The following is a 20,370-nucleotide window of genomic DNA, read 5'->3' as shown; positions in this document are numbered from 1 at the left end:
TTCGCAAACTGCGGCTGTGTCATTTTTGTTTTCTTGCAAGTATTTTATGCTACAACGATCCGAGAGTCAACAGAACAGGGGTGTTTCCGAGCTAAAGTAATATGCATCAATAGAATTTAGTTGTTCAGAAATAAATATTGCGAAAATTCTATCACATTTTAGCTGACTCACCTTACAATTGTAGAAATTTCATGCCGTTTTAAAAGGGGAATTAGTATATATTTCGCAGCAAACCGTATTGAATGCATCCGGGTTTCGTAAAAGTGAGTGCGGTTATAAATGAAAAAAAAGATGCGAGAACCCTTGTCCAGGGCGACTTCGATCTAATTAATTGAAAAAAAGTAAATAAACTGTTTACAAATTTATCAGGTAGAGTCATAATGAGGTTGTAAATTACGAAACTGATTTCGTAAATCGATCTTACATGGTTGGGGGAAAGCGATATGAAGAAAAAGATTTTATCCATTTCACTTGTAACCGCTTTACTGTTCGTACTTGCCGCTTGTGGCAGCAGCTCTACTGAATCAGAAGGTAGCCAGACTGCAGATGGCAGTAAAAAAGTGACTTTGAAGATCATTCATTGGCAGCAAGAGAATATTAACAACTACATCAAAGAGTTCAATAAGAAATTTGAAGAGAAATATCCGGATGTAAAAGTGGAATATACAACAGTTCCGGCAGACGCGACTTACGATCAGTTGATGCAAACACGGATGAATGCTGGTAACAACGGAGACGTGGATATCATTCCACTCAAATCAAGTTTTGTCGGCGCTCCGCAGGAATGGTCCAAGGGTGCTGCTGATCCGATGTGGAAGCAGTGGATTGATGCAGGGTTGATCAGTGATCTGTCTGATCAATCATTTATCAAAAACTACAATGAAGCTGACATAAAGAACGCAATGACGTACAACGACAAAGTGTACGGTGTAAATATGGGCAAGGTGGCTTTCACAGGACTGTTCTACAACAAGGATCTCTTCGCAAAATACAATCTGGACATACCCGAAACCTGGGATGAACTGCAAAATGCAATCAAAGTGTTTAAAGACAATGGCGTCGAAGCCCTGGGTCTGGCAGGCAAAGATGTTTGGCCAATAGGCTTGGCGGTACAAGGTCTTCAGGCTTCTATTCATGATGATCAGCTTGCTTATATCAAAGGTCTGTGGACTGGCGAATCCAAGCTGACTGATCCGGTCCAAATTGAAGTCTTGCAAAAATCTCAGGTTTTGATGAACAGTGCAATGCCTGGCTTCATGGGTGTTGACTATGGAACATTGCCAAGTTTGTTTGCTACAGGCAAGGTTGCCATGATTGCTGACGGCACTTGGGATGCAACGACGATTCAAACGGCAAACCCTGATCTGAAGTTCGGATATTTCCCAATTCCGGGTAGCAACGATGCAGCCAAGAACCAAAATCTGGCTGGTAAATATGATATGACCTGGATGGTGGTGGATAAATCACCGAACAAGGATTACGCAATGAAATGGCTCGAAATGTTATCGGAGAAAGAGAACTACACGGACTTTGTGAATGCAGCCGGCTTCCTGCCGACACAGCCTGATGTGGAAATGACGAGTGAGTTTATTAAAGGGATTCAGCCCTATCTGGAAGACTTCAAGCTTTCCTGGGATCAGTTGTTCATTAACCGTCAGAATGTAGGACAGTACATTGCTGAGGCCAGCGTTCACGCGGAGATGCTCAAGCCTGCCGGACCGATTGCAACACCGGAAGAGCTTGCCGGCAAGTCACAAGCGGACTGGGACGCTGCTGCTCCAAAGTAAATTAACGTTCATGGCACAAGATGTGCCGCATAAGCCGGAATAGCGCTCGGGTCAGAGCCTTCAGGCCCGACCAGGCTGTTATTCCGGTTTTCCTTTGTCTTAGTTTTACCCCATGAAAGGTGTGAGGACGATGTATCCGTTTGGAAAAGGTAAGGCACGGCTGATTCCTTATCTGTATTTGAGCATTCCATTGCTGCTTTATGTCGTGTTTGGCTTCGGTCCATCACTTGTGACGGTACTGTTTTCGTTTACGGATGCTACTGGCGTTCGGGGCCAGGAATGGAGCTTTATCGGCTTTGACAATTATAAAACATTTTTTGGCGCATCCAATGCGGGAGACCGAATGGATGCTATTGGGCGATCCCTATATTTTGCGTTTGCTGTCGTGATCATACAAAATGCAGTGGGCTTGTTCATGGCGATCTTGATCAATAAGAAGCTTAAAGGCGATAAATTGTATCGTGCGGTATTCTTTTTACCGGTGGTGCTGGGTGTTACGGTATCCGGACTCATTTGGCAACTTGTGGCGAATCCGCTGGGTGGACCCGCTCAGTCGCTTCTGAATTTCTTTGGCACCAGTTCCAATTTTTTTGGTGATTATAATATTGCCTTTGAATTGATTATTTTTGTTCAGATCTGGATGTATATGGGCTACTCCATGACGATTTTTCTGGCCGGTCTGCAATCCATTCCAAGCGATCTGTATGAGGCGGGTTACATGGATGGTGCTTCGGGGTGGAAAGCATTCACAAACATTACATTCCCGATGATCGCTCCTTCATTCACGGTCAACATGCTGTTGTCCATCATCGGAGCTTTGCAAACCTTTGACATTATTTATGTACTCACGGGTGGTAAGTTCAATACAACGACGCTTGCATTTGATGTATATGCTACAGCGTTTGGCACCGGAACGGCAGATTACGGATTGGCTTCGGCCGTCGCGATGATTCAGTTCCTCTTTGTATTTACGATATCGATGGTCGCACTATTTTATCTTCGCAGAAGAGAGGTGGAAGCGTAATGAAGCAGAGTCAAACGTCGAGAGTTGTCAGCTACGTCATCGTCCTGCTTATGCTTGCGTTGTACGTTTTCCCTCTGTTCTACCTGTTCAATGTATCCATGAAAACGCAGACAGAGTATTTGCTTGATCCTGTTGCCCTTACCGAAGGAATCCGGCTTGAGAACTTTTCCGAAGCTTGGAATAAAGGAAACTTTTCTCAGTATATGTGGAACAGTGTGCTCTATACAGGGATGTCCACCCTGCTGACGTTGATTTTGTCTGTATTTGCTGCATTCCCGCTTGCACGAAGATACGTGAAGTTCAGCACATTCATTTATATTTTCTTTCTGATCTCCATGTATCTTCCCAACCCGCTCATTCCGCAGTTTTCGCTGATCAATAATCTGGGTCTCTACAACACCCAAATCGGGTACATCTTACTGAAGACGACGGGGACGGGCATTGCGTTTCTCATGTTTGTGGGTTATATCAAATCAATATCGCGTGAACTGGATGAGGCGGCCGCCATGGACGGGTGCGGGTATACAAGGTATCTGTTCACCATCCTTGTTCCATTAATGAAGCCTATACTGGCAACAGGCATTATTCTTACGGCGATTGGCGTATGGAATGATATTATTGGACCTACCATTTATTTGTCTGATCCGAATTATCAGCCTGTAACCAAAGGACTCTTCACCTTCTATGGACAATACATGAACAACTGGCCGCTGCTCGCCTGTGGCATTCTGATCGTTACATTGCCGTTGGCTATCCTGTACGTTTCTTTGCAACGCTTCATTGTTGGAGGGGCCATGGCCGGGGCTGTTAAATCGTAAGTTTGAAGCAAGCAACTTTAAGTGAAAGTGCGTAATTTAGGTGGAGTCGCGTAGGCAGCAGGAAACGAGGGGCCTGTTACAGAATGGAGTACGAAAAAAGGTATGCGGTCCAAAAAGAACATCATAAGAAAGCCACCTTCATTGAGTTGAAGGTGGCTTTCTGTTATTTCTATTCGTTTTTTTACTATTTACATCTCCACCAGCATCAAAATAATGGAAGAGAGGCAAAGGCAGGTGCTGACGAGATACAGGACGCCAACCACCTGTTTGTGATTCAGGCCTGCACGCAGCAAGCGATAATGGGCTTGACTTGCATCTGCCTGATAGATGGCTTTGCCTTGGATGGAACGTTTGATGACCACAAAAATGTTGTCGAAGATCGGCACACCGAGCGCCAAAATCGGGATGAAGATAGACAGCATGGTCGCCTGTTTGAATGCACCGTCCAGGGCAATTACCGCCAGGATAAAGCCAAGAAACGTTGCCCCCGCGTCGCCCATGAACACCTTGGCGGGAGCTTTGTTATATTTCAGATAACCGAGGGTTACCCCGACGAGCGTAATGGCCATGAGGGCAGAATCGGTTTGGCCTTTGGTCATGGCGACGATAAACAACGTAATCGCTGAGATGGCTGACAAACCGCCTGCCAGTCCATCCATGCCATCCGTGAAGTTAATGACTGTTGTCACACCGAAGATCCACAGAATCGTCAGAATAAATTGCAGCCAGATCGGAAGCATAATATATTCGGAATTCAAGGGATTCACGAACCCGGTGAACGCAATACCGGAAGTAAATACGAGTACTGCAGCCGAGACCTGAATGATCATTTTGGGCAGGGCAGGGAAGTCTTTGCCTTTGGTTTTGTACCAGTCATCGACTGTACCGATCGTTAACAGGAGCATACCGCCAGCGACCAGAGCGGCGGTTTCCCATGAAATTTCTTTCGTAAGAACAATGTATGTCAGGAAGAATCCGGTAAATATCGCGTAACTCGCCGTCAGTGGAATGGGCTGCCTGTGCAGCTTGCGCTCCACATTTTCTCGGGGCTTGTCCACAAAATCAAGCCGATGTGCCAGTCGACCAAGCGGCGGAATAAGCAGAACTACGACAGCAAAAGACAGCATAAAAGCCAGTATGTATACCATAAATTCGCTTGATTCACTCCTATCTACCCATTTCTCCCTATTATACGAGCTAAACAAGAAATCTGTCGATGTCATTATTGTAACCTAAGCCTGCTTCAAACTTGTACGAGAGCCAAATTTAGCTTAGAGTTTCTGGGGCAAATAGGAGCCGAAGATGGAAATTGCCGCATCTGCGCTATAACCGTCATCGCCTTGCCAGGTTGCGGCGAAGTGGAAGTCGCTGTACCCGCCTCTGCCTTTTCGTGGCGTATCCTGCGGAACAAGCAGACCGGATGCACCCCAGATTTCGAGAATCGCGTCGCGTTCCTGTTTGCTGGATGGAAATAGGCCTTTCCACCGTTTCTCCAACCCGCGTGCGCTCTCATGAGGTTCACAAGTCTGTGCTGCTTCAAGCATGCTGACCAGTATAGCGATATCTGCATCAGTCACTTCATAGACAGCTTCCTTGTTGCTCAGCAATAAATCCAGATCCATCAGGCAGTATAACAGGTTGTTGTGACGGACCCCGCCCCATTTCACCCGTTCAAAGTTCAATATGTTCAGATCGATGTCCGCATACGCCTTGTCCGATTGCAGGCGCAGGAAGTTGCAATCCCCGCAAGAACTGGTGTTGGCATGCAGTGCACGGCGTTCCTCGTAGGTATGCAAAGGCAGTTGCGATGTTAAAGCCCAGCTGGAAAGCGCGCTGCGTAGATATACTTTTTTGGTAGATAAACTGTGTAAAAATGCCGATACTACCCGTTGCTTGATGGAGTTGTTGTCCTGATGAATCTCATGTAAACGGGTGACGATCTCATCATGGGTAATGGTCAGCGGATCGAACATCAGACCTCTGCTTTTGGCATATTCAAAGTCATCCCCCGAGAAGGGAAGAGATACCGTTTTCCAGCCGCCGCTACCCCAGAAGGTGCCCAGCAAAATTTTTGCCGCTTTTTTATCCAAAAAATGAGCCTCCTCTATACAATCCATAAGATGATGTATCGCGTGATTCAAGCCTGCTTCCTCAATGTACATATTCCTCGGTTGTATTCAGAATCAGTTCCACAAGACCGGGAAAACGGGAGTTTAAGTCTTCCTTCCGAATAGAATAAAAGTGCTGTTTGCCTTCAATGCGAGGCCGGATAAGGCCTGCTTCACGTAAGATTTTGATGTGATGAGACAACGTTGATTTGGAAATATGGTCTACTTCGAAGGCGGAGCAGTTTTTCTCGCCAGTGCTGGCCAGACAGTGTGCAATTTTCATCCGTATCGGATCACCGAGTGCGTTGCAGACCGTGGTCAGATTCAATTCCGAAGCCATAGGGATCGTTGGAGTTTTCATATCTATGACGGTAGCATATTCGACAATTCCTTTCAATGTTTGATTTTTTTCGAACTGATGGTTGTTCCGGGGATGGAAAGTGTGGTACATTTCATCTCAGTTATTTAGTTTGAATTTTTTCGAACTATAAAATGAAAAACCGGATTATATATTCTAGGAGGAATAGGAATGAGCACAACCAGCACTACAACAATGTTAAACAACTATTTCCGTTTATTTGACGCTTCCCGTACAGACGAACGCGCGATGCAGGATCTGTTGTCCCTGTTTACCCCGGATGCAGAGATTGTACTGAACGGCAACAGCAGAACAGGGTTCGATGGTTTTATGAAGGCTTTCTATGAATACAATAGCGATGTGAAACACATGTGGGATCAATGGAAGTTTCAACCGGATGGCAGCTATCAAACGAACTGGGCGGTATGCGGACAAGCTGCGGATGGAACGGTCTATGCCAAAACAGGCATCGATATTGCACGCGTGAATGAGGCAGGACAGATTGTTTATTTGGAAAATGTGCAGGCAGATCAGGATGCATTCAGCAAATATAAGCAGTGATTCACTGGTAACCTGTAGACAACCTATAACTCCACAGCAGCTTTATGCTGTGGAGTTTTGTTATGCCCTATGTGAAGGGTGCGGAGGCGTAACGTGGATCATGCTTATTATATTTTGTGGAAAAAAGCCTGCATGAAAAAGGCCGTCCCCCATTGCACTCGGGAACAGCCTTCATGAATATACATCAGACGGGTCATCGGGATGTCATATGTTATTACGAACCGGGCGCAGCCCCAAGCGGCCATCCATAGTATGGTTAGGGTGAACGGCTACTTCCAACGAACCTCACACACGCTATTGGAGGGTATTCGGCATAATCAAGTTTTTAACGAATCTCAGGCACGCTATTGCCCTGTATTTTAAATTTATAGGCAGATATATGCTGCAATCAGCCGTTATAAGGTGGCTGAGGTTCGTTAGAATACTAAACCAAGCTTTAAACCTCGAATAAGGTGCGTAAGGTTCGTTAGCGTACGGCGTTTGGCAGAAGGAAGACGTGGCCTGTGATGAACTCGCCCACTTGCCTACTCACTCACCCAATCCACTCACTTCTGCATCGTTTTATTCTGAAAAGCGGCAATATCTGCATATTCCTCTTCAAACTTGCGGGAGATGCGGATGAAGATCGGCAGCAATTCGCGATAGATGCGAACGCTATCCGGGTCTGGCTGATGCCGATGCGTCGATCCAATCATGCCGGAGACGGCACTGAGGGAATCGATGCGGCCAAGGGCATAGAGCCCCAGTACGGCTGCCCCGAGGCAGGAGCTCTCGATACTTTCGGGAATGATGACATCCTGATCGAAAATATCAGCCATCATCTGGCGCCACAGCTCAGAGCGGGCGAAGCCGCCCGTAGCCTGAATCTTTTTGGGACGTCCGATTTTCTCTTCAATCGCCAACATGACGGTGTACAGGTTAAACAAGACACCTTCAAGAGCCGCGCGAATCATATGCTCTTTCTTATGATGCAGCGTCAGGCCAAAGAATGAACCTCGTGCATTCGGGTTCCAGAGTGGGGCCCGCTCACCCGTCATGTACGGATGGAACAACAGGCCTTCCGAGCCTGGCGGTACATTTTCGGCGACACGGGTCAATACTTCATACGGATCAATCCCGAGTCGTTTCGCTGTCTCAACCTCGGATGCAGCAAACTCGTCCCGAATCCAACGGAATATAACCCCGCCGTTGTTAACTGGACCGCCAATCACCCACGCATCCTCCGTGAGCGCATAACAGAAGAAACGCCCTTTTGGATCGGTGACCGGCTTGTCCACGACGGTGCGAATCGCTCCGCTGGTCCCGATGGTAACCGCCACGACGCCAGGATCAATGGCGTTTACGCCCAAATTGGAGAGCACGCCGTCACTTGCTCCGATGACAAATGGCGTCGTATCCGCAATGCCCATCTCCTTGGCATACTCCGGATTCAAGCCTTTCTTGAGAAGATGCGTCGTTGGCACAAGACGGGACAGATGTTCCGGAGTGATGCCTGCGACATGGAGAGCTTCCTCGTCCCAGTCGAGCTTTTCGAGATTCATCATTCCCGTGGCAGAGGCCATGGAATGATCAATCACATACTCGGAGAACAATTTATAGAATACGTATTCTTTCATTGAAATAAACTTGTGTGTCTGTTTGAACAGTTCCGGTTGATCTCTGGTCAGCCACATGATTTTGGTCAGAGGTGACATCGGATGAATCGGCGTACCTGTTCTCAAATAGATTTCGTGACCGTTCATTTCGGTTTTGAGTGCTTCCGTCCACTCGGCGCTGCGATTGTCTGCCCATGTCATCGCCCGCATCAGGGGTTTGTCGTTTTCATCGACAGGCAGAACGCTGTGCATGGCCGAACTGAATGAGACAAACAGGATTTCATCTGGTTTGATGCCGGCCTTGGAGGTCGCCTGTTTAACCGATTCCACGACGGCTTTGAAAATATCTTCCGCATCCTGCTCTGCAATCGCAGGGGTAGGGGTATACAGTGGGTAATCGGCACCGCCCTGAGCCACGATGGTTCCGTTCTCTTCAAACAGGACGGCTTTGGTGGAGGTGGTGCCGATGTCTACGCCGATCATATAGGGTGAAGAAGCCATTTTGTCATCCCTCTTTCTTGAATATATAAGTTAAATGAATGCTGTTACACGTTTACACTCCGGGTACAGAAAGCCTTCCGCCCACGTGGCGCTATTCATCCAACTTATATGGCATCTGGTATTTTATCTATAGATAAGAATATCAGACTTGAGGGATGGATCAAAATGCGGTATTCCTTAATCCTTCACAGCTCCTGCGGCAATATCGGAGATAAACTGGCGGCTGATGAACAGGAACATGACGATCAACGGAATAACAGCCAGCAGTGTACCCGCGATAACCATCGCATAATCTGTATTGTACAGCCCGTTTAACTGGGACAATGCAATCTGCAACGTATACTTTCGTGCATCTGTCAGGACGATCAAGGGCCAGAGGTAATCATTCCATACGCCAATAAACGTGAACGCGCCGAGGAAGGCAAACGCAGGCCGCAGAATGGGCAATGCCACGTTCCAGTACAGCCTGAAGAAATTACACCCGTCGATGCGTCCGGCATCCAGTAAATCATTGGGAATGGACTCCGTGGCATACTGGCGAATCCAGAAGATGCCGAAGGCATTCACCATGCCCGGAATAATGAGGGCTTTGAAGGAACCGACCCAACCGAACGTCGCCATAAGCACGAAGGAAGGGACCAGCGACAGTTGGGAAGGCACCATCATGGTGGCGAGCAGCAGGACGAAGAGCCACTTTTTACCCGGGAATTCAAACTTCGCAAACGCAAACCCTGCCAGTGAATCAAAAAACAGCACCAGTACCGTCACCAAGCCTGACACAAACAACGTATTCATGAATGCGCCCCAGAAGTCAATCTGCTGAAGCACCCGACTGATATTATTCCACAGTTCACCCCCGAACCAGAGCTGAGGCGGGAACTTATAGATATCGGACGTCGTCCGGGTAGACATTACAATCAGCCAATAGAACGGGAACATGGAAATAAGCATGCCCCCGATAAGACCGGTATACAATACCAGAGATTTGAGAGATTTGGACGTCATGAGCGCTCCCCCCTTGTCACATCAGGATGACTTGCCTTGAACGAGCTTCCAGTTCACAATCGAGAACAGGGCGATAATGAGGAACATCCCCCAGCCAACCGCAGCACCATACCCGAAGTAATTGTTAATGAACGATTCACGGTAAAGGTACAAGACAATAGTCATCCCGGCCGCGCCGGCGCCGCCATCGTTACCCACGAGAATTTGCGGTTCGGTGAACAGCTGCATGCCGCCGATCGTTGATGTAATGACAGTGAACAGAATGACGGGACGCAGCATCGGAATCGTAATTCGGAAAAAGGATTGTATTCCGGATGCGCCGTCAATCTTCGCAGCTTCATACAAAGTCTGCGGGATGCTCTGAAGTCCGGCCAGATAGATGACCGCGTTGTATCCTGTCCAGCGCCAGACCACCATGGAGGAGATCGCCACTTTGATGCCCCAGGGCGCATTTAGCCATTCCACCACGGGAAGCCCGACGGATTGTAGCAGATAGTTGAGAAACCCGTAGTTGTTGGCAAACAGGGCACCAAAAATAATGGCGACGGCTACGATGGATGTTACGTTGGGCAGGAAATAGCCCACACGAAACAGCGTACGGAACTTCACAAACGGTGCATGGAGCAAGAATGCAACAATCAGGGCAAAGAACAACATCGGAATGGTAGAGTAAATCCAGATCATGAACGTGTTGCCCACCGCTTGCCAGAATTCAGCATCGGTCAGCATATATTTAAAGTTGTTTAGTCCGTTATAGGTCATCATACCAATGCCATCCCATTTGTGGAAGGCCAGATATAAGGAGAACCCGATCGGGAATAGTCCAAACACGGCAAACAGAATGTAAAACGGAGAGATCGCCACATAGAGTGCACGATGTTCCCACATCCGGGAGAAGAGTGATTTCTGACGATCCAAATCCGGACGTGCCGTTCCGGGATCCGGAGTGAGGCGAGGTTCGGTTACAGCCATATGAATTCCTCCTTTGCGGATTGCCATCTCATAGAGTGTCTGGATTAACGCTGTAATTCCCGTTCAACACGATGCACCGTATCGGGCCAGACCTGCTCCGGGTTGGCATTTTGCTTCGCAATATCATTCAGCCGCCGGGTAATGATGTTGTGTACCGAAGGGTATCGTTCGCCAAAGAAGGCCTCTGGCACATGCTGTGCCGATTCAGCAAACACAGGCCCTGTCGCCTGTCCGCCAAAGAAGGGCTCTTCCTCTTTCATCGCCGGTGTATCAAACACGCCCGGAGCTGAAGGGAACAGGTTCAACGTCGTATACTGTTCAAGCTGATTTTCCGGACTTTGCAGCCACTGGATGACTTCGAATGCTTCTTTGGGGTGTTTGCTCGACTTCAAAATGGACAGGAATGATCCGCCGTTATTGCCATCTCCGCCAGGAGCGCGAGTGACCCGCCATTTGCCAGATGTATCCGGCGCAGCCTCCTGCAACACCTGCTTCATCCAGACCGCTCCCACAAAGGAAGCAATCTCACCATTATTCATCGCTGCGTTCCAGCCAGGAGTCCAGCCGTCTGCATTGGCGAGCAGCCCTTTTTGCTTGAAGGATACGGCGGTATCCCAGCTCTGCTTGACGAGTGGTGAATCCATGCCGATAAACGAGCCGTCCGGACGGAAATATCGCTCCGTTCCTTGTGACAACACTTGGTTGTAAACGGTTCCAATATTATCGGTTAGAAATACCTTGCCTCCGAACTTCTCTTTGATCTTTTCTCCTGCAGCAGAGTAAGCATCCCAGTTGTTGATCTGACGAGCCACTTCTTCAGGCTCGGAAGGCAATCCGGCCTCCTTAAACAGATCTGCACGGTAGAAGAGGGCGGTCGGTCCCGTATCCATGGGGAAGCCGATCATCTGTCCGTCCGGTGTAACGCCTTGCTTCCATTTCCAATCCAGATATTGGTCTTCGACGTCACCTGCGCCAAGATCATACAGATTATAGAAGCGGTCCTCGCTGGGAAAGAGCTCCATGATCCAATCGTTCAATGCGACAATGTCCGGCTCACCTGAGCGCGCAGCGAGTGTCGTTTTGAGTTTTGCCTTGAAATCACCACCAATTTTCTGGGCAGTCAGTTCAATATTGGGGAACTTTTCCCTGGCCTTGGCAATCAGCTTATCATCGATGGAACGGTTCCAGTACCACAATGTAAGCGTTACCTTTTTGTTGCTCGATGAATCATTCTGTCCCGGCCAGATGGAGCATCCGCTCACCAGCATGACACAGACTAGCAGAATGGCTGTCCAGCATGTTCTTTTTCGGCGGATCATGTGATAACCCCCTCATCGTTAAGTTCGAGGCATGAAGTGCGATGGACTACAACATAAGTGTATGAGCAGTTTATAAACTCATACCCAATATTCCTGAAATGAAACACAAATTTGTGTCGGTTACGGATCATGAATTTATTATATGAAGGAGAGAAGACCCTTTCCTCAAAAGCTTCAGCTTTAGGCGGGGATAAATTGCTATCTTTTTTGTATTCGGAACCGAACGTATGTGCTATAATAACTGCAATGTGCCCATCCTGTCAGACCCTCCGTGATCGGGAGGTAAATACAGCCCGAAACATTAAGGAGGTTGCCATAGAGATCGTAATATCTTCAAGAACTGTCAGAACCAGAGGAATAGCTTGGTCCACTTCGAACCAAGAGGTTCGATTACCCAAGAATCCCCCACTTCAAGCGAAGGTTAAGTAGCAGGAGTGTTCAATAGTTACTTTAAAAACAAAAGTTACTTGACACAATATAATTTTTATTTTAAACTTGCTTACATAAAGTAACTAATGATGATGGCGATAATATAGATAAGCATTTTGCGTAATTCAATTCCCAACGCTAACGGGTACAAAATATAGACGGATAGGATCACTTCGATCTATATCTTGCTGATTAGAAGCTGCTTTAAGGATTTATGCAAAATGCTCCGATACGTATGATATGCATTTCAGTGATCCATTTTACGTCTGGATGCGAATCAATTCATAACCAAGATGGCTTAACAGGAGGAACTTACTAATGATTAATTCACATATTATTCAACTGCTTGCCCCCAAAATTCAGACTTTTCCGAGTGGAAAAGAATTCATATACCTCGTTGGGCCGATTAAACTTCCGGTGAATCTGGATGGAGAGACACATACCTTCCAATGGTACAGCTGGATGAAATCGGAGAAAGTGATGGAAAGCGGCGAGCTGATTGAATCCCTGGCAACTGCCGAACTGGCAGAACGCCAGCAATCCAGCGTATTGGTTTACGGTGACTTTGCCGAAGCCCAGGAAGCGCTGATTCGGATGCACAGCATCTGTCATACAGGCGACATCTTTGGCAGCAAACGTTGCGACTGCGGCTTCCAACTGGAGCAATCGATGAAGATGATTGCTGCCCATGGAGCAGGCGCACTGTTCTACTTGGCGAACCATGAGGGCCGCGGCATCGGCCTGTTCAGCAAAGCGATGGCGTACCTGCTGCAAGAGGAAGGTCTGGATACCGTAGATGCCAATCTGCAACTTGGATTCACAGACGATGCGCGTGATTACGATGATGCGATTGCCGTATTGCGTGCGTTGCGTTCAGCACCCGTTACATTGATCACCAACAATCCACGCAAGCTCGCTGCTTTGCAGGAAGCGGGACTGAATGTTGGTGGACGTGTTCCGCTGTGGGGCGATCGTTCGGCCTTCAATGAAAAATATTTGCAGACCAAAGTGAGCCGTTCCGGTCACTTGGCAGAAAATGATGGCTGGGCTGGAGGAGAACCCTTGCTTCCGCAAGCCCAAGCTTAAAAGGTTGATCCTGATAGATCACTCAGCATGATTTTGCCAAAAGTTTGTCTTTCATACTGTTCAACAGACCGGTTAAGCTGTTCGTGTATGCTCCTTCCGAGGGTATGCGAACAGCTTTTTTTGATTTCGGAGAACGGGACGGAACGGTCATACCCCAAGAATTAATCTTGCTATCCTGACTTCGCTTGCCGTTCATACCATACGGACTATACAATATAGGCATCTGATTTATGCGGGAGGAACGAAAGTGCCATTTGAGGGACAGTATGTGTTACCGGCTGCCAAGAGCATGAAGCAGTTCGAGGCGATGATTGAAGGCCCTTACACCTACGGGGTTGTGCTGGATACGCACATTGCCCAGCTTCACAGTGTGCTGGAGGAAGCGCGGCGGCGTGACAAGAAAATATTACTGCATGCTGACCTGGTGCAGGGGCTGAAGAACGATGAATATGCCGCAGAGTATTTATGTCAGCATATTCGCCCGGCAGGACTGATCTCGACGCGAGCCAGCGTAATTCAGAAGGCGAAACAGAAAGGGATCACAGCCATACAGCGCGTTTTTCTGCTGGATACGAATGCACTGGAGAAAAGTTATCTTTTGCTGTCCAAGACCCAGCCGGATTATATTGAAGTACTGCCTGGTGTTATCCCGCATATTATTGCAGAAGTATCCATACGGACAGGTATACCCATCATTGCAGGTGGGCTGATCCGCTCACCGGAAGAGGTTGAACTGGCGCTGAAGGCTGGAGCTACCGCAGTAACCACTTCCAACGTGAACCTGATTCGGCACTACAAGAAATCGCATACAGAATATAAGCAGTAATCCCACAACAGGAGGTTGTCTGTATGGAAAAATATATGTTGGCCCTTGATCAGGGGACGACGAGTTCCCGGGCTATTCTGTTTAATCGGAGCGGGGAGATTGTGCATATTGCACAGCAGGAATTTCCGCAGTACTTTCCCAAGCCGGGTTGGGTGGAGCAGAATGCCAATGAAATTTGGAGTTCCATTCTGGCGGTGATGGCTTCATGTCTGGCCGAAAGTGGAATCAAGCCGGTCCAGATTGCCGGCATCGGCATTACGAATCAGCGGGAAACGGTTGTCGTATGGGACAAAGAAACGGGCCGCCCCATCTACAATGCAGTTGTCTGGCAGTCCAGACAAACGGCTGGAATTTGTGATGAGTTGAAGACGAAGGGACTGGGTGACCTTTTTCATCGCAAAACAGGCCTGCTCATTGACCCCTACTTCTCGGGAACCAAGGTAAAGTGGATTCTGGATCATGTGCCTGATGCCCGGGAGCGTGCAGAAAAAGGTGAACTTCTGTTTGGCACAATCGATAGTTGGCTGATCTGGAAGCTGAGCGGTGGTACACACGTTACTGATGTATCCAATGCTTCCCGGACCTTGATGTACAACATCTATGATCTGCAATGGGATGATGAATTGTTGCAGATTCTGGACATTCCCAAAGCGATGCTGCCAGAGGTGCGCGGTTCTTCCGAGGTGTATGCACATACAGTTGACTATCACTTCTTCGGTCATCGGATTCCGATTGCCGGAGCTGCAGGGGATCAGCAGTCGGCATTATTCGGTCAGGGCTGTTACACGAAGGGCAGCATGAAAAATACGTATGGCACCGGATGTTTTATGCTCATGAATACCGGAGAAAAGCCGGTGCAGTCCGAGCATGGGCTGATTACAACCATTGCCTGGGGCATGAATGGCAAGATCGAGTATGCGCTGGAAGGCAGCATTTTTGTCGCAGGTTCGGCGGTACAGTGGCTGCGTGACGGCTTAAGGATGCTTCGTTCCTCAAAGGACAGTGAAGACTATGCGGCACGTGTACCCTCTACAGAGGGCGTATATATGGTGCCTGCATTCGTGGGCCTGGGGAGCCCTTACTGGGATAGTGAGGTGAAGGGAGCGGTCTTTGGTTTAACGCGAGGAACGACCAAAGAGCACTTTATTCGTGCAACCCTGGAGGCACTGGCGTATCAGACCCGGGATGTGCTGGAGGCCATGGAATCTGATTCAGGTATTCCGGTGAATGCCTTGCGTGTGGATGGGGGAGCGGCGGCCAATGATTTTCTGATGCAATTCCAGAGTGACATTCTGAATATCCCTGTGGAGCGTCCCAATGTGAACGAAACGACTGCATTGGGTGCGGCTTATCTGGCAGGACTTGCAGTAGGCTATTGGAATAGTGCAGATGAATTGGCGAATCACGAGAATACGGAACGTGTCTTCTATCCGGTTATGGCTGAGGAAGAGCGTACAGAACTGTATGCAGGGTGGCAACGTGCGGTAAAGGCAGCAATGGTCTTCAAATGAATGGATAATACTTGAAATGGTCATTTGTACTTTTTCGTTAAACATATACAATAAATGATATTTATTGGTGGAAAATGATGCACAACTTACAGGGTTTATTTTCCTGGGGGAGAGAAAACAACTATCCACTTTAAGGAAAAATAAATGATTAGTGGATCAGTTTGAAATTCCATCCGCAGGCAGAACAACTTTTTAAAATTTTTTTGAATAATGTGTCATTTCAGGCCTTCACGCCGCCGGAAATGTGTGATAGGATTAAGTCACAAGTTAAAAAATGATGTCTGGAGATCGGGAGAGACCACGTGCCGCTCAGCAATTGCTGAAGCGAATGACGTGGTCTTTTTTTTGTGCTTTTAGGGGCAATACAAAGGTAATGAATGGGAGGAATCGGGATGACAGCATCGTTCTCGGCGGCAAAGCGTACGGAATACTTGGATCGGATGGCGAATGCACACTTTGACATATTGATTATTGGTGGGGGAATCACGGGTGCCGGGATTGCGCTGGATGCAACATCCCGCGGATTGAAGACAGCACTGGTCGAAATGCAGGATTTTGCGGCGGGAACATCCAGTCGTTCTACCAAATTGGTGCATGGCGGCTTACGGTATCTGAAGCAGTTTGAAGTGAAAATGGTAGCTGAGGTGGGACGGGAGCGAGCGGTGGTGTACGAGAATGGGCCGCATGTAACGACACCCGAACCGATGCTGCTCCCCATCTATACGGCAGGTACCTTTGGCCGATTCAGCACGTCCATTGGCCTGATGGTGTATGACCGGCTTGCAGGTGTGAAGCGCAGTGAGCGGCGCCATATGTTAAATGCCGGAGCCGTCTTAGAAAGTGAGCCCTTGCTGCGCAAGAACGGGCTGCTGGGTGGTGGACGCTATGTGGAATACCGAACGGACGATGCCAGGCTTACAATTGAAGTGTTGAAGGAAGCGGTACAGCGCGGTGCACAGGCCGTGAACTATGTAAAAGCAGCAGGATTCCTGAAGGAGAAGGGGAACGGGGGGATTACAGGTATCCAGGCTGTGGATCAGATTAGCGGCCAATCTTATAAGCTGCGGGCAACCAAGGTGATTAATGCGTCCGGTCCATGGGTGGATGAGCTGCGGAAGATCGATGGTTCACGCCATGGGAAAACGTTGCAGATGACCAAGGGCGTTCATCTCGTATTTGATGGTACACGTTTCCCGTTAAGGCAGGCTGTATATTTTGATACACCGGATGGACGAATGGTCTTTGCTGTTCCGCGTGATGGTAAAACTTATGTCGGAACCACAGATACCGTCTTCGAAGATGATCCTGCACACCCGTTAATCTCCGAGGCGGATCGGGATTATGTCATCGATGCTGTCAACGGGATGTTCCCGAACGTACGAATTCGTGCCGAGGATGTGGAGTCCGGTTGGGCGGGTGTTCGTCCGCTCATTCATGAGGAAGGCAAAGGGCCTTCTGAAATTTCACGTAAGGATGAAGTATGGGTAGCCCCTTCGGGATTGATCACGATTGCCGGGGGCAAATTAACCGGATACCGTAAAATGGCCGAGATGGTAGTTGATCTGGCTGCACGCCAACTGGAGCAGGAAACGGGTAAAACCGTTGGTCCCTGTATAACAAAAGAGATGCCGATCTCCGGGGGAGATGTCGGCGGTTCCGTTAATTTTGGCGCATATACTGAACGCAAGATCAAGGATGGGGTCGCACTGGGACTCGACCGATCTGCTGCAGAGCACTTGGCCCGCAGATATGGGTCCAATGTGGATGCGGTGTACGAGCGAATGCCTGATCCGCGGGCCAAAGCTGAACTGCACGGCATGCCACAGGAACTGTTATTAATGCTGCGTTATGCCATAGACGAGGAGATGGCCGTAACACCTTCAGACTTTTTTGTCAGACGAACCGGGGACTTGTTTTTCCGCATTGACGAAGTACGTCAACATAAGGCGGCAGTTATTCAGTACATGGCTGAACGCCTGACTTGGTCTGGCGAGCAAGCGAAACGGTTTGCGAACGAACTGGATCAGTTGCTTATGGAAGCATCGGGCCGAATCTAATTGCAGGATTTCGCAAATGGGGGTCGAATGGAACATGTAAGCGTGTAACAAGGAGAGGGGATTACATCTATGACGTTACAGATCGGAATCATTGGAACAGGTTGGTTCAGTAAGGTACATGCAGATATTCTGGCACGAATGGAGGGCGTTCGTGTAGCAGCTGTCTGTGGAACAACGCTGGAGAAGGCGGAGGCCATGGCTTCCGTCTATGATGCTGTTGGCTACGGTGAACTTGAGCATATGTTGGATACTGAAAAGCTGGATGCGGTCTATATCTGTGTGCCTCCGATGTCTCACGGATCGATTGAAGCAGAGTTGATTCGCCGGGGTATCCCGTTCCTGGTGGAAAAACCGCTGAGTACAGGCATGGATATTCCTCGCCAGGTACTGGATCAGATACAGAAGTCGGGATTGTTAACATCGGTAGGTTACCATTTCCGTTATCAGGAGGCTGCACAGGTACTGCAGCAAGCGATGAAGGAACAGACCGTGGGCATGGCGCTTGGACGCTGGATGGGCGGAATGCCGGGAGTTGACTGGTGGCGTCGTCAGGAGGGCTCCGGGGGACAATTTGTGGAACAGACGACCCATATCGTGGATTTGCTGCGGTATTGTGCTGGTGAAGTGACAGAGGTATACGCTGTAGCGGCTCAGCGCAGCATGCATGAGAAGCATGAACATGTCACGGTAGCTGATGTGGCGAATGTAACACTTAAGCTGGAGAGTGGTGCTATCGCGAGCATTGCCAACACCTGCCTGCTGCCAGATGGTGAAGGCGGCGCAGGGCTCCAGTTCTACACGGATGCTGGAGTCTGGGACTGGACACCTGAACGTCTTCTTCTACCAAGTACTGCCCCTCATGCGATGGCAGGTCTGGAGATTCCCGCAGGGCATAACCCGTATGAGCGGGAAAATGAAGCGTTCATTCACGCCCTTCGTACCGGGGACCGCTCACGGATCTTGTCTGATTATGCGGATGCGTGCCGCACACAGGAGATTACAACGGCTGCCTTGGTTTCGGCAGATTCCGGACTGCCGGTACAGCTTCAGCCATCCAAACATCTCTCGCATTAATCCTTTTTTATACGTACCGAAGAATGTGAACCTGTAAAAAACAAAGACGCCTGAATCCTAAAACTGATCCACAGATCAGTTCGATTCAGGCGTTTTTGTGTTGAACATGAATCCGGCTACTTAGACTCTTGCTGCTTCAACCAGTCTGAGGACCAGTTGTAGATCTGGTTAATGACGGGTTCAATGGCTCTGCCTTTTGGAGTCAATTCATACTCTACGCGAGGCGGAATTTCAGGATACATATGCCGGGTTACGATACCTTCCATTTCCATTTCCTTCAGACGTTCGGATAGCAACCGACCGCTAATCGCCATTTCTGCTTCCAATTCTGTGAATCGTTTGGGTCCGGATAAGAGTTGGTACATGATGAGCAGTACCCACTTCTTACCGATGATATCCATGGCCTGAGTAATCATGCAGGGACTAGGCGATTTTACTTTTCTCAGCTTCAACGTGTTCACCTCGATTCAAGTATTGGTGGATTTGATTTGTTTCGTATATATAAAAGTGCTTGGCTTTCTGCCGCTCTGACCAAAGTAAGGGACAACGAGTCAACATGTTCATACGAATAATGCTCTAACAACCTTTTTAATGTATTATACACTATTCGTCAAAAAATTACTTGAATAAATAATGTTATTATTATATACTCACTTCATAAAAGTAAGTTAATGATTATTAATATGTATGATATCAACACATACTAATTTCGCAGGTGCAAATGGCTAATTTTAAAATAGAGTTACGTTGTAACTTTTACATAGATTGCTTTTGATACAACAGATGGATATGAAGATTTATTTACAGGAGGACTATACATATGAACAACGGATTACGAATTTTGGGATATATCGCACTGATTGTGCTTGCAGGTGTATTTGTAATGTCAGGGTTTAACAAGGTCAGTGGATCAGAGATGATGGTGCAGACTTTCAAAGGATTCTCCTACCCAACCTGGACGATGTATCTGATCGGAGCAGTGGAGCTGCTCAGTGCTGTAGGTTTGCTGATTCCGCGTACGCGTATTCTGGCTTCGGGGGTACTGACGTTCATTATGATTGGGGCAGTGGGAAGTCATCTGATCTATGGACAATATGCAGCAATTCCTTTCCCGGCAGTGTTGTTGGTTGCCAACATCATCGTTCTGATTATGGGCATGCGTAAACTGGAAGCAGAAGAAATGAATATGGACGCTGTGCAAGTCTAAGAGATCGATTCAGAATGAATTGATGTAATTCGATAGGACTCAGAGATACTAAAAAGATGACTACTGCAACAAAGCGGTAGTCATCTTTTGGTATCGTAATGCCGAGGGGGAGCGCCCCATACAAGGGCTTAT

Annotated in this window: 18 protein-coding genes; 10 read left to right on the top strand and 8 right to left on the bottom strand. The window is 48.1% G+C overall.

Translation table 11 applies throughout. The annotated features are described in order from the left end of the window. Positions 1-443: 443 nt before the first annotated feature. The 3 genes from JNUCC31_RS12690 to JNUCC31_RS12680 all read left to right on the top strand — a co-directional run bounded on the left by JNUCC31_RS12690 (position 444) and on the right by JNUCC31_RS12680 (position 3,629). Positions 444-1,787 (top strand): ABC transporter substrate-binding protein, encoded by a 1,344-nt coding sequence (locus tag JNUCC31_RS12690; protein WP_192271590.1) that lies wholly within the window; start codon positions 444-446, stop codon positions 1,785-1,787. A 130-nt stretch (positions 1,788-1,917) separates the two neighbouring features. Continuing rightward, positions 1,918-2,811 carry a carbohydrate ABC transporter permease gene (locus JNUCC31_RS12685; RefSeq protein ID WP_192271588.1) on the top strand — a complete coding sequence of 298 codons (894 nt, stop codon included), beginning with the start codon at positions 1,918-1,920 and terminating at the stop codon, positions 2,809-2,811. Then, positions 2,811-3,629, top strand: coding sequence for a carbohydrate ABC transporter permease (locus JNUCC31_RS12680; RefSeq protein WP_192271586.1), 819 nt, complete (start codon positions 2,811-2,813; stop codon positions 3,627-3,629). Before JNUCC31_RS12685 ends, JNUCC31_RS12680 begins: the two co-directional genes overlap by 1 nt. 188 nt (positions 3,630-3,817) lie before the next feature. Here the strand turns inward: JNUCC31_RS12680 and JNUCC31_RS12675 are convergent, their stop codons facing one another. From JNUCC31_RS12675 to JNUCC31_RS12665, 3 genes are all read right to left on the bottom strand, one after another. Then, complete coding sequence (locus JNUCC31_RS12675; RefSeq protein WP_192272963.1) at positions 3,818-4,777, bottom strand: MraY family glycosyltransferase; 960 nt, start codon at positions 4,775-4,777, stop codon at positions 3,818-3,820. 123 nt (positions 4,778-4,900) lie between these two features. Next, on the bottom strand, positions 4,901-5,719 hold the full coding sequence (locus JNUCC31_RS12670; protein ID WP_192271585.1) for a hypothetical protein: 819 nt from the start codon (positions 5,717-5,719) through the stop codon (positions 4,901-4,903). A 61-nt stretch (positions 5,720-5,780) separates the two neighbouring features. Further along, complete coding sequence (locus JNUCC31_RS12665; RefSeq protein ID WP_228469634.1) at positions 5,781-6,098, bottom strand: ArsR/SmtB family transcription factor; 318 nt, start codon at positions 6,096-6,098, stop codon at positions 5,781-5,783. Between the two features lie 168 nt (positions 6,099-6,266). On the opposite strand from JNUCC31_RS12665, the gene JNUCC31_RS12660 reads away from it, so the two are divergent. Beyond that, entirely contained in the window at positions 6,267-6,656 is a 390-nt protein-coding gene (locus JNUCC31_RS12660) for a nuclear transport factor 2 family protein (protein WP_192271584.1), read from the top strand. A gap of 545 nt (positions 6,657-7,201) precedes the next feature. On the opposite strand, the gene gntK is transcribed toward JNUCC31_RS12660, so the two are convergent. The 4 genes from gntK to JNUCC31_RS12640 form a co-directional block, all read right to left on the bottom strand. After that, positions 7,202-8,752, bottom strand: coding sequence for a gluconokinase (gntK, locus tag JNUCC31_RS12655; RefSeq protein ID WP_192271583.1), 1,551 nt, complete (start codon positions 8,750-8,752; stop codon positions 7,202-7,204). Between the two features lie 177 nt (positions 8,753-8,929). Further along, positions 8,930-9,757 carry a carbohydrate ABC transporter permease gene (locus JNUCC31_RS12650; protein ID WP_062321352.1) on the bottom strand — a complete coding sequence of 276 codons (828 nt, stop codon included), beginning with the start codon at positions 9,755-9,757 and terminating at the stop codon, positions 8,930-8,932. Between the two features lie 21 nt (positions 9,758-9,778). Next, positions 9,779-10,645, bottom strand: coding sequence for a carbohydrate ABC transporter permease (locus JNUCC31_RS12645; protein WP_192272959.1), 867 nt, complete (start codon positions 10,643-10,645; stop codon positions 9,779-9,781). Positions 10,646-10,773: 128 nt separating this feature from the next. Next, entirely contained in the window at positions 10,774-12,048 is a 1,275-nt protein-coding gene (locus JNUCC31_RS12640) for an ABC transporter substrate-binding protein (protein WP_192271582.1), read from the bottom strand. Between the two features lie 747 nt (positions 12,049-12,795). Between JNUCC31_RS12640 and JNUCC31_RS12635 the strand changes: the two genes are divergently transcribed. The 5 genes from JNUCC31_RS12635 to JNUCC31_RS12615 all read left to right on the top strand — a co-directional run bounded on the left by JNUCC31_RS12635 (position 12,796) and on the right by JNUCC31_RS12615 (position 19,031). Further along, on the top strand, positions 12,796-13,563 hold the full coding sequence (locus tag JNUCC31_RS12635) for a GTP cyclohydrolase II (protein ID WP_192271581.1): 768 nt from the start codon (positions 12,796-12,798) through the stop codon (positions 13,561-13,563). 247 nt (positions 13,564-13,810) lie between these two features. Continuing rightward, positions 13,811-14,389: a glycerol-3-phosphate responsive antiterminator gene (locus JNUCC31_RS12630; protein WP_192271580.1), complete on the top strand. Its 579-nt coding sequence runs from the start codon at positions 13,811-13,813 to the stop codon at positions 14,387-14,389. A 23-nt stretch (positions 14,390-14,412) separates the two neighbouring features. Next, on the top strand, positions 14,413-15,900 hold the full coding sequence (gene glpK / locus JNUCC31_RS12625; protein WP_192271579.1) for a glycerol kinase GlpK: 1,488 nt from the start codon (positions 14,413-14,415) through the stop codon (positions 15,898-15,900). A gap of 392 nt (positions 15,901-16,292) precedes the next feature. Next, entirely contained in the window at positions 16,293-17,957 is a 1,665-nt protein-coding gene (locus JNUCC31_RS12620; RefSeq protein WP_192271577.1) for a glycerol-3-phosphate dehydrogenase/oxidase, read from the top strand. 69 nt (positions 17,958-18,026) lie between these two features. Continuing rightward, the gene (locus JNUCC31_RS12615) at positions 18,027-19,031 is read left to right on the top strand and encodes a Gfo/Idh/MocA family protein (protein WP_192271575.1); all 1,005 of its coding nucleotides are present in this window, start codon (positions 18,027-18,029) and stop codon (positions 19,029-19,031) included. Positions 19,032-19,147: 116 nt separating this feature from the next. Here the strand turns inward: JNUCC31_RS12615 and JNUCC31_RS12610 are convergent, their stop codons facing one another. After that, complete coding sequence (locus JNUCC31_RS12610; protein ID WP_192272957.1) at positions 19,148-19,447, bottom strand: winged helix-turn-helix transcriptional regulator; 300 nt, start codon at positions 19,445-19,447, stop codon at positions 19,148-19,150. Positions 19,448-19,851: 404 nt separating this feature from the next. Between JNUCC31_RS12610 and JNUCC31_RS12605 the strand changes: the two genes are divergently transcribed. Then, positions 19,852-20,238: a DoxX family protein gene (locus JNUCC31_RS12605; RefSeq protein ID WP_192271573.1), complete on the top strand. Its 387-nt coding sequence runs from the start codon at positions 19,852-19,854 to the stop codon at positions 20,236-20,238. Positions 20,239-20,370: the final 132 nt, after the last annotated feature.

The sequence above is a fragment of the Paenibacillus sp. JNUCC-31 genome, from assembly GCF_014844075.1.
Lineage (GTDB): Bacteria > Bacillota > Bacilli > Paenibacillales > Paenibacillaceae > Paenibacillus.
Note: the sequence above shows the minus strand (reverse complement) of the source record. Positions and strands in the feature narration are given on the sequence as shown.

What these genes read in the sequence shown, in the direction of transcription:
- JNUCC31_RS12690 (WP_192271590.1), top strand. Translation starts at nt 444, where the DNA reads ATGAAGAAAAAGATTTTATCCATTTCACTTGTAACCGCTTTACTGTTC.
- JNUCC31_RS12685 (WP_192271588.1), top strand. Translation starts at nt 1,918, where the DNA reads ATGTATCCGTTTGGAAAAGGTAAGGCACGGCTGATTCCTTATCTGTAT.
- JNUCC31_RS12680 (WP_192271586.1), top strand. Translation starts at nt 2,811, where the DNA reads ATGAAGCAGAGTCAAACGTCGAGAGTTGTCAGCTACGTCATCGTCCTG.
- JNUCC31_RS12675 (WP_192272963.1), bottom strand. Translation starts at nt 4,777, where the DNA reads ATGGTATACATACTGGCTTTTATGCTGTCTTTTGCTGTCGTAGTTCTG.
- JNUCC31_RS12665 (WP_228469634.1), bottom strand. Translation starts at nt 6,098, where the DNA reads ATGAAAACTCCAACGATCCCTATGGCTTCGGAATTGAATCTGACCACG.
- JNUCC31_RS12660 (WP_192271584.1), top strand. Translation starts at nt 6,267, where the DNA reads ATGAGCACAACCAGCACTACAACAATGTTAAACAACTATTTCCGTTTA.
- gntK (WP_192271583.1), bottom strand. Translation starts at nt 8,752, where the DNA reads ATGGCTTCTTCACCCTATATGATCGGCGTAGACATCGGCACCACCTCC.
- JNUCC31_RS12650 (WP_062321352.1), bottom strand. Translation starts at nt 9,757, where the DNA reads ATGACGTCCAAATCTCTCAAATCTCTGGTATTGTATACCGGTCTTATC.
- JNUCC31_RS12645 (WP_192272959.1), bottom strand. Translation starts at nt 10,645, where the DNA reads ATGTGGGAACATCGTGCACTCTATGTGGCGATCTCTCCGTTTTACATT.
- JNUCC31_RS12640 (WP_192271582.1), bottom strand. Translation starts at nt 12,048, where the DNA reads ATGATCCGCCGAAAAAGAACATGCTGGACAGCCATTCTGCTAGTCTGT.
- JNUCC31_RS12635 (WP_192271581.1), top strand. Translation starts at nt 12,796, where the DNA reads ATGATTAATTCACATATTATTCAACTGCTTGCCCCCAAAATTCAGACT.
- glpK (WP_192271579.1), top strand. Translation starts at nt 14,413, where the DNA reads ATGGAAAAATATATGTTGGCCCTTGATCAGGGGACGACGAGTTCCCGG.
- JNUCC31_RS12620 (WP_192271577.1), top strand. Translation starts at nt 16,293, where the DNA reads ATGACAGCATCGTTCTCGGCGGCAAAGCGTACGGAATACTTGGATCGG.
- JNUCC31_RS12615 (WP_192271575.1), top strand. Translation starts at nt 18,027, where the DNA reads ATGACGTTACAGATCGGAATCATTGGAACAGGTTGGTTCAGTAAGGTA.
- JNUCC31_RS12610 (WP_192272957.1), bottom strand. Translation starts at nt 19,447, where the DNA reads ATGATTACTCAGGCCATGGATATCATCGGTAAGAAGTGGGTACTGCTC.
- JNUCC31_RS12605 (WP_192271573.1), top strand. Translation starts at nt 19,852, where the DNA reads ATGAACAACGGATTACGAATTTTGGGATATATCGCACTGATTGTGCTT.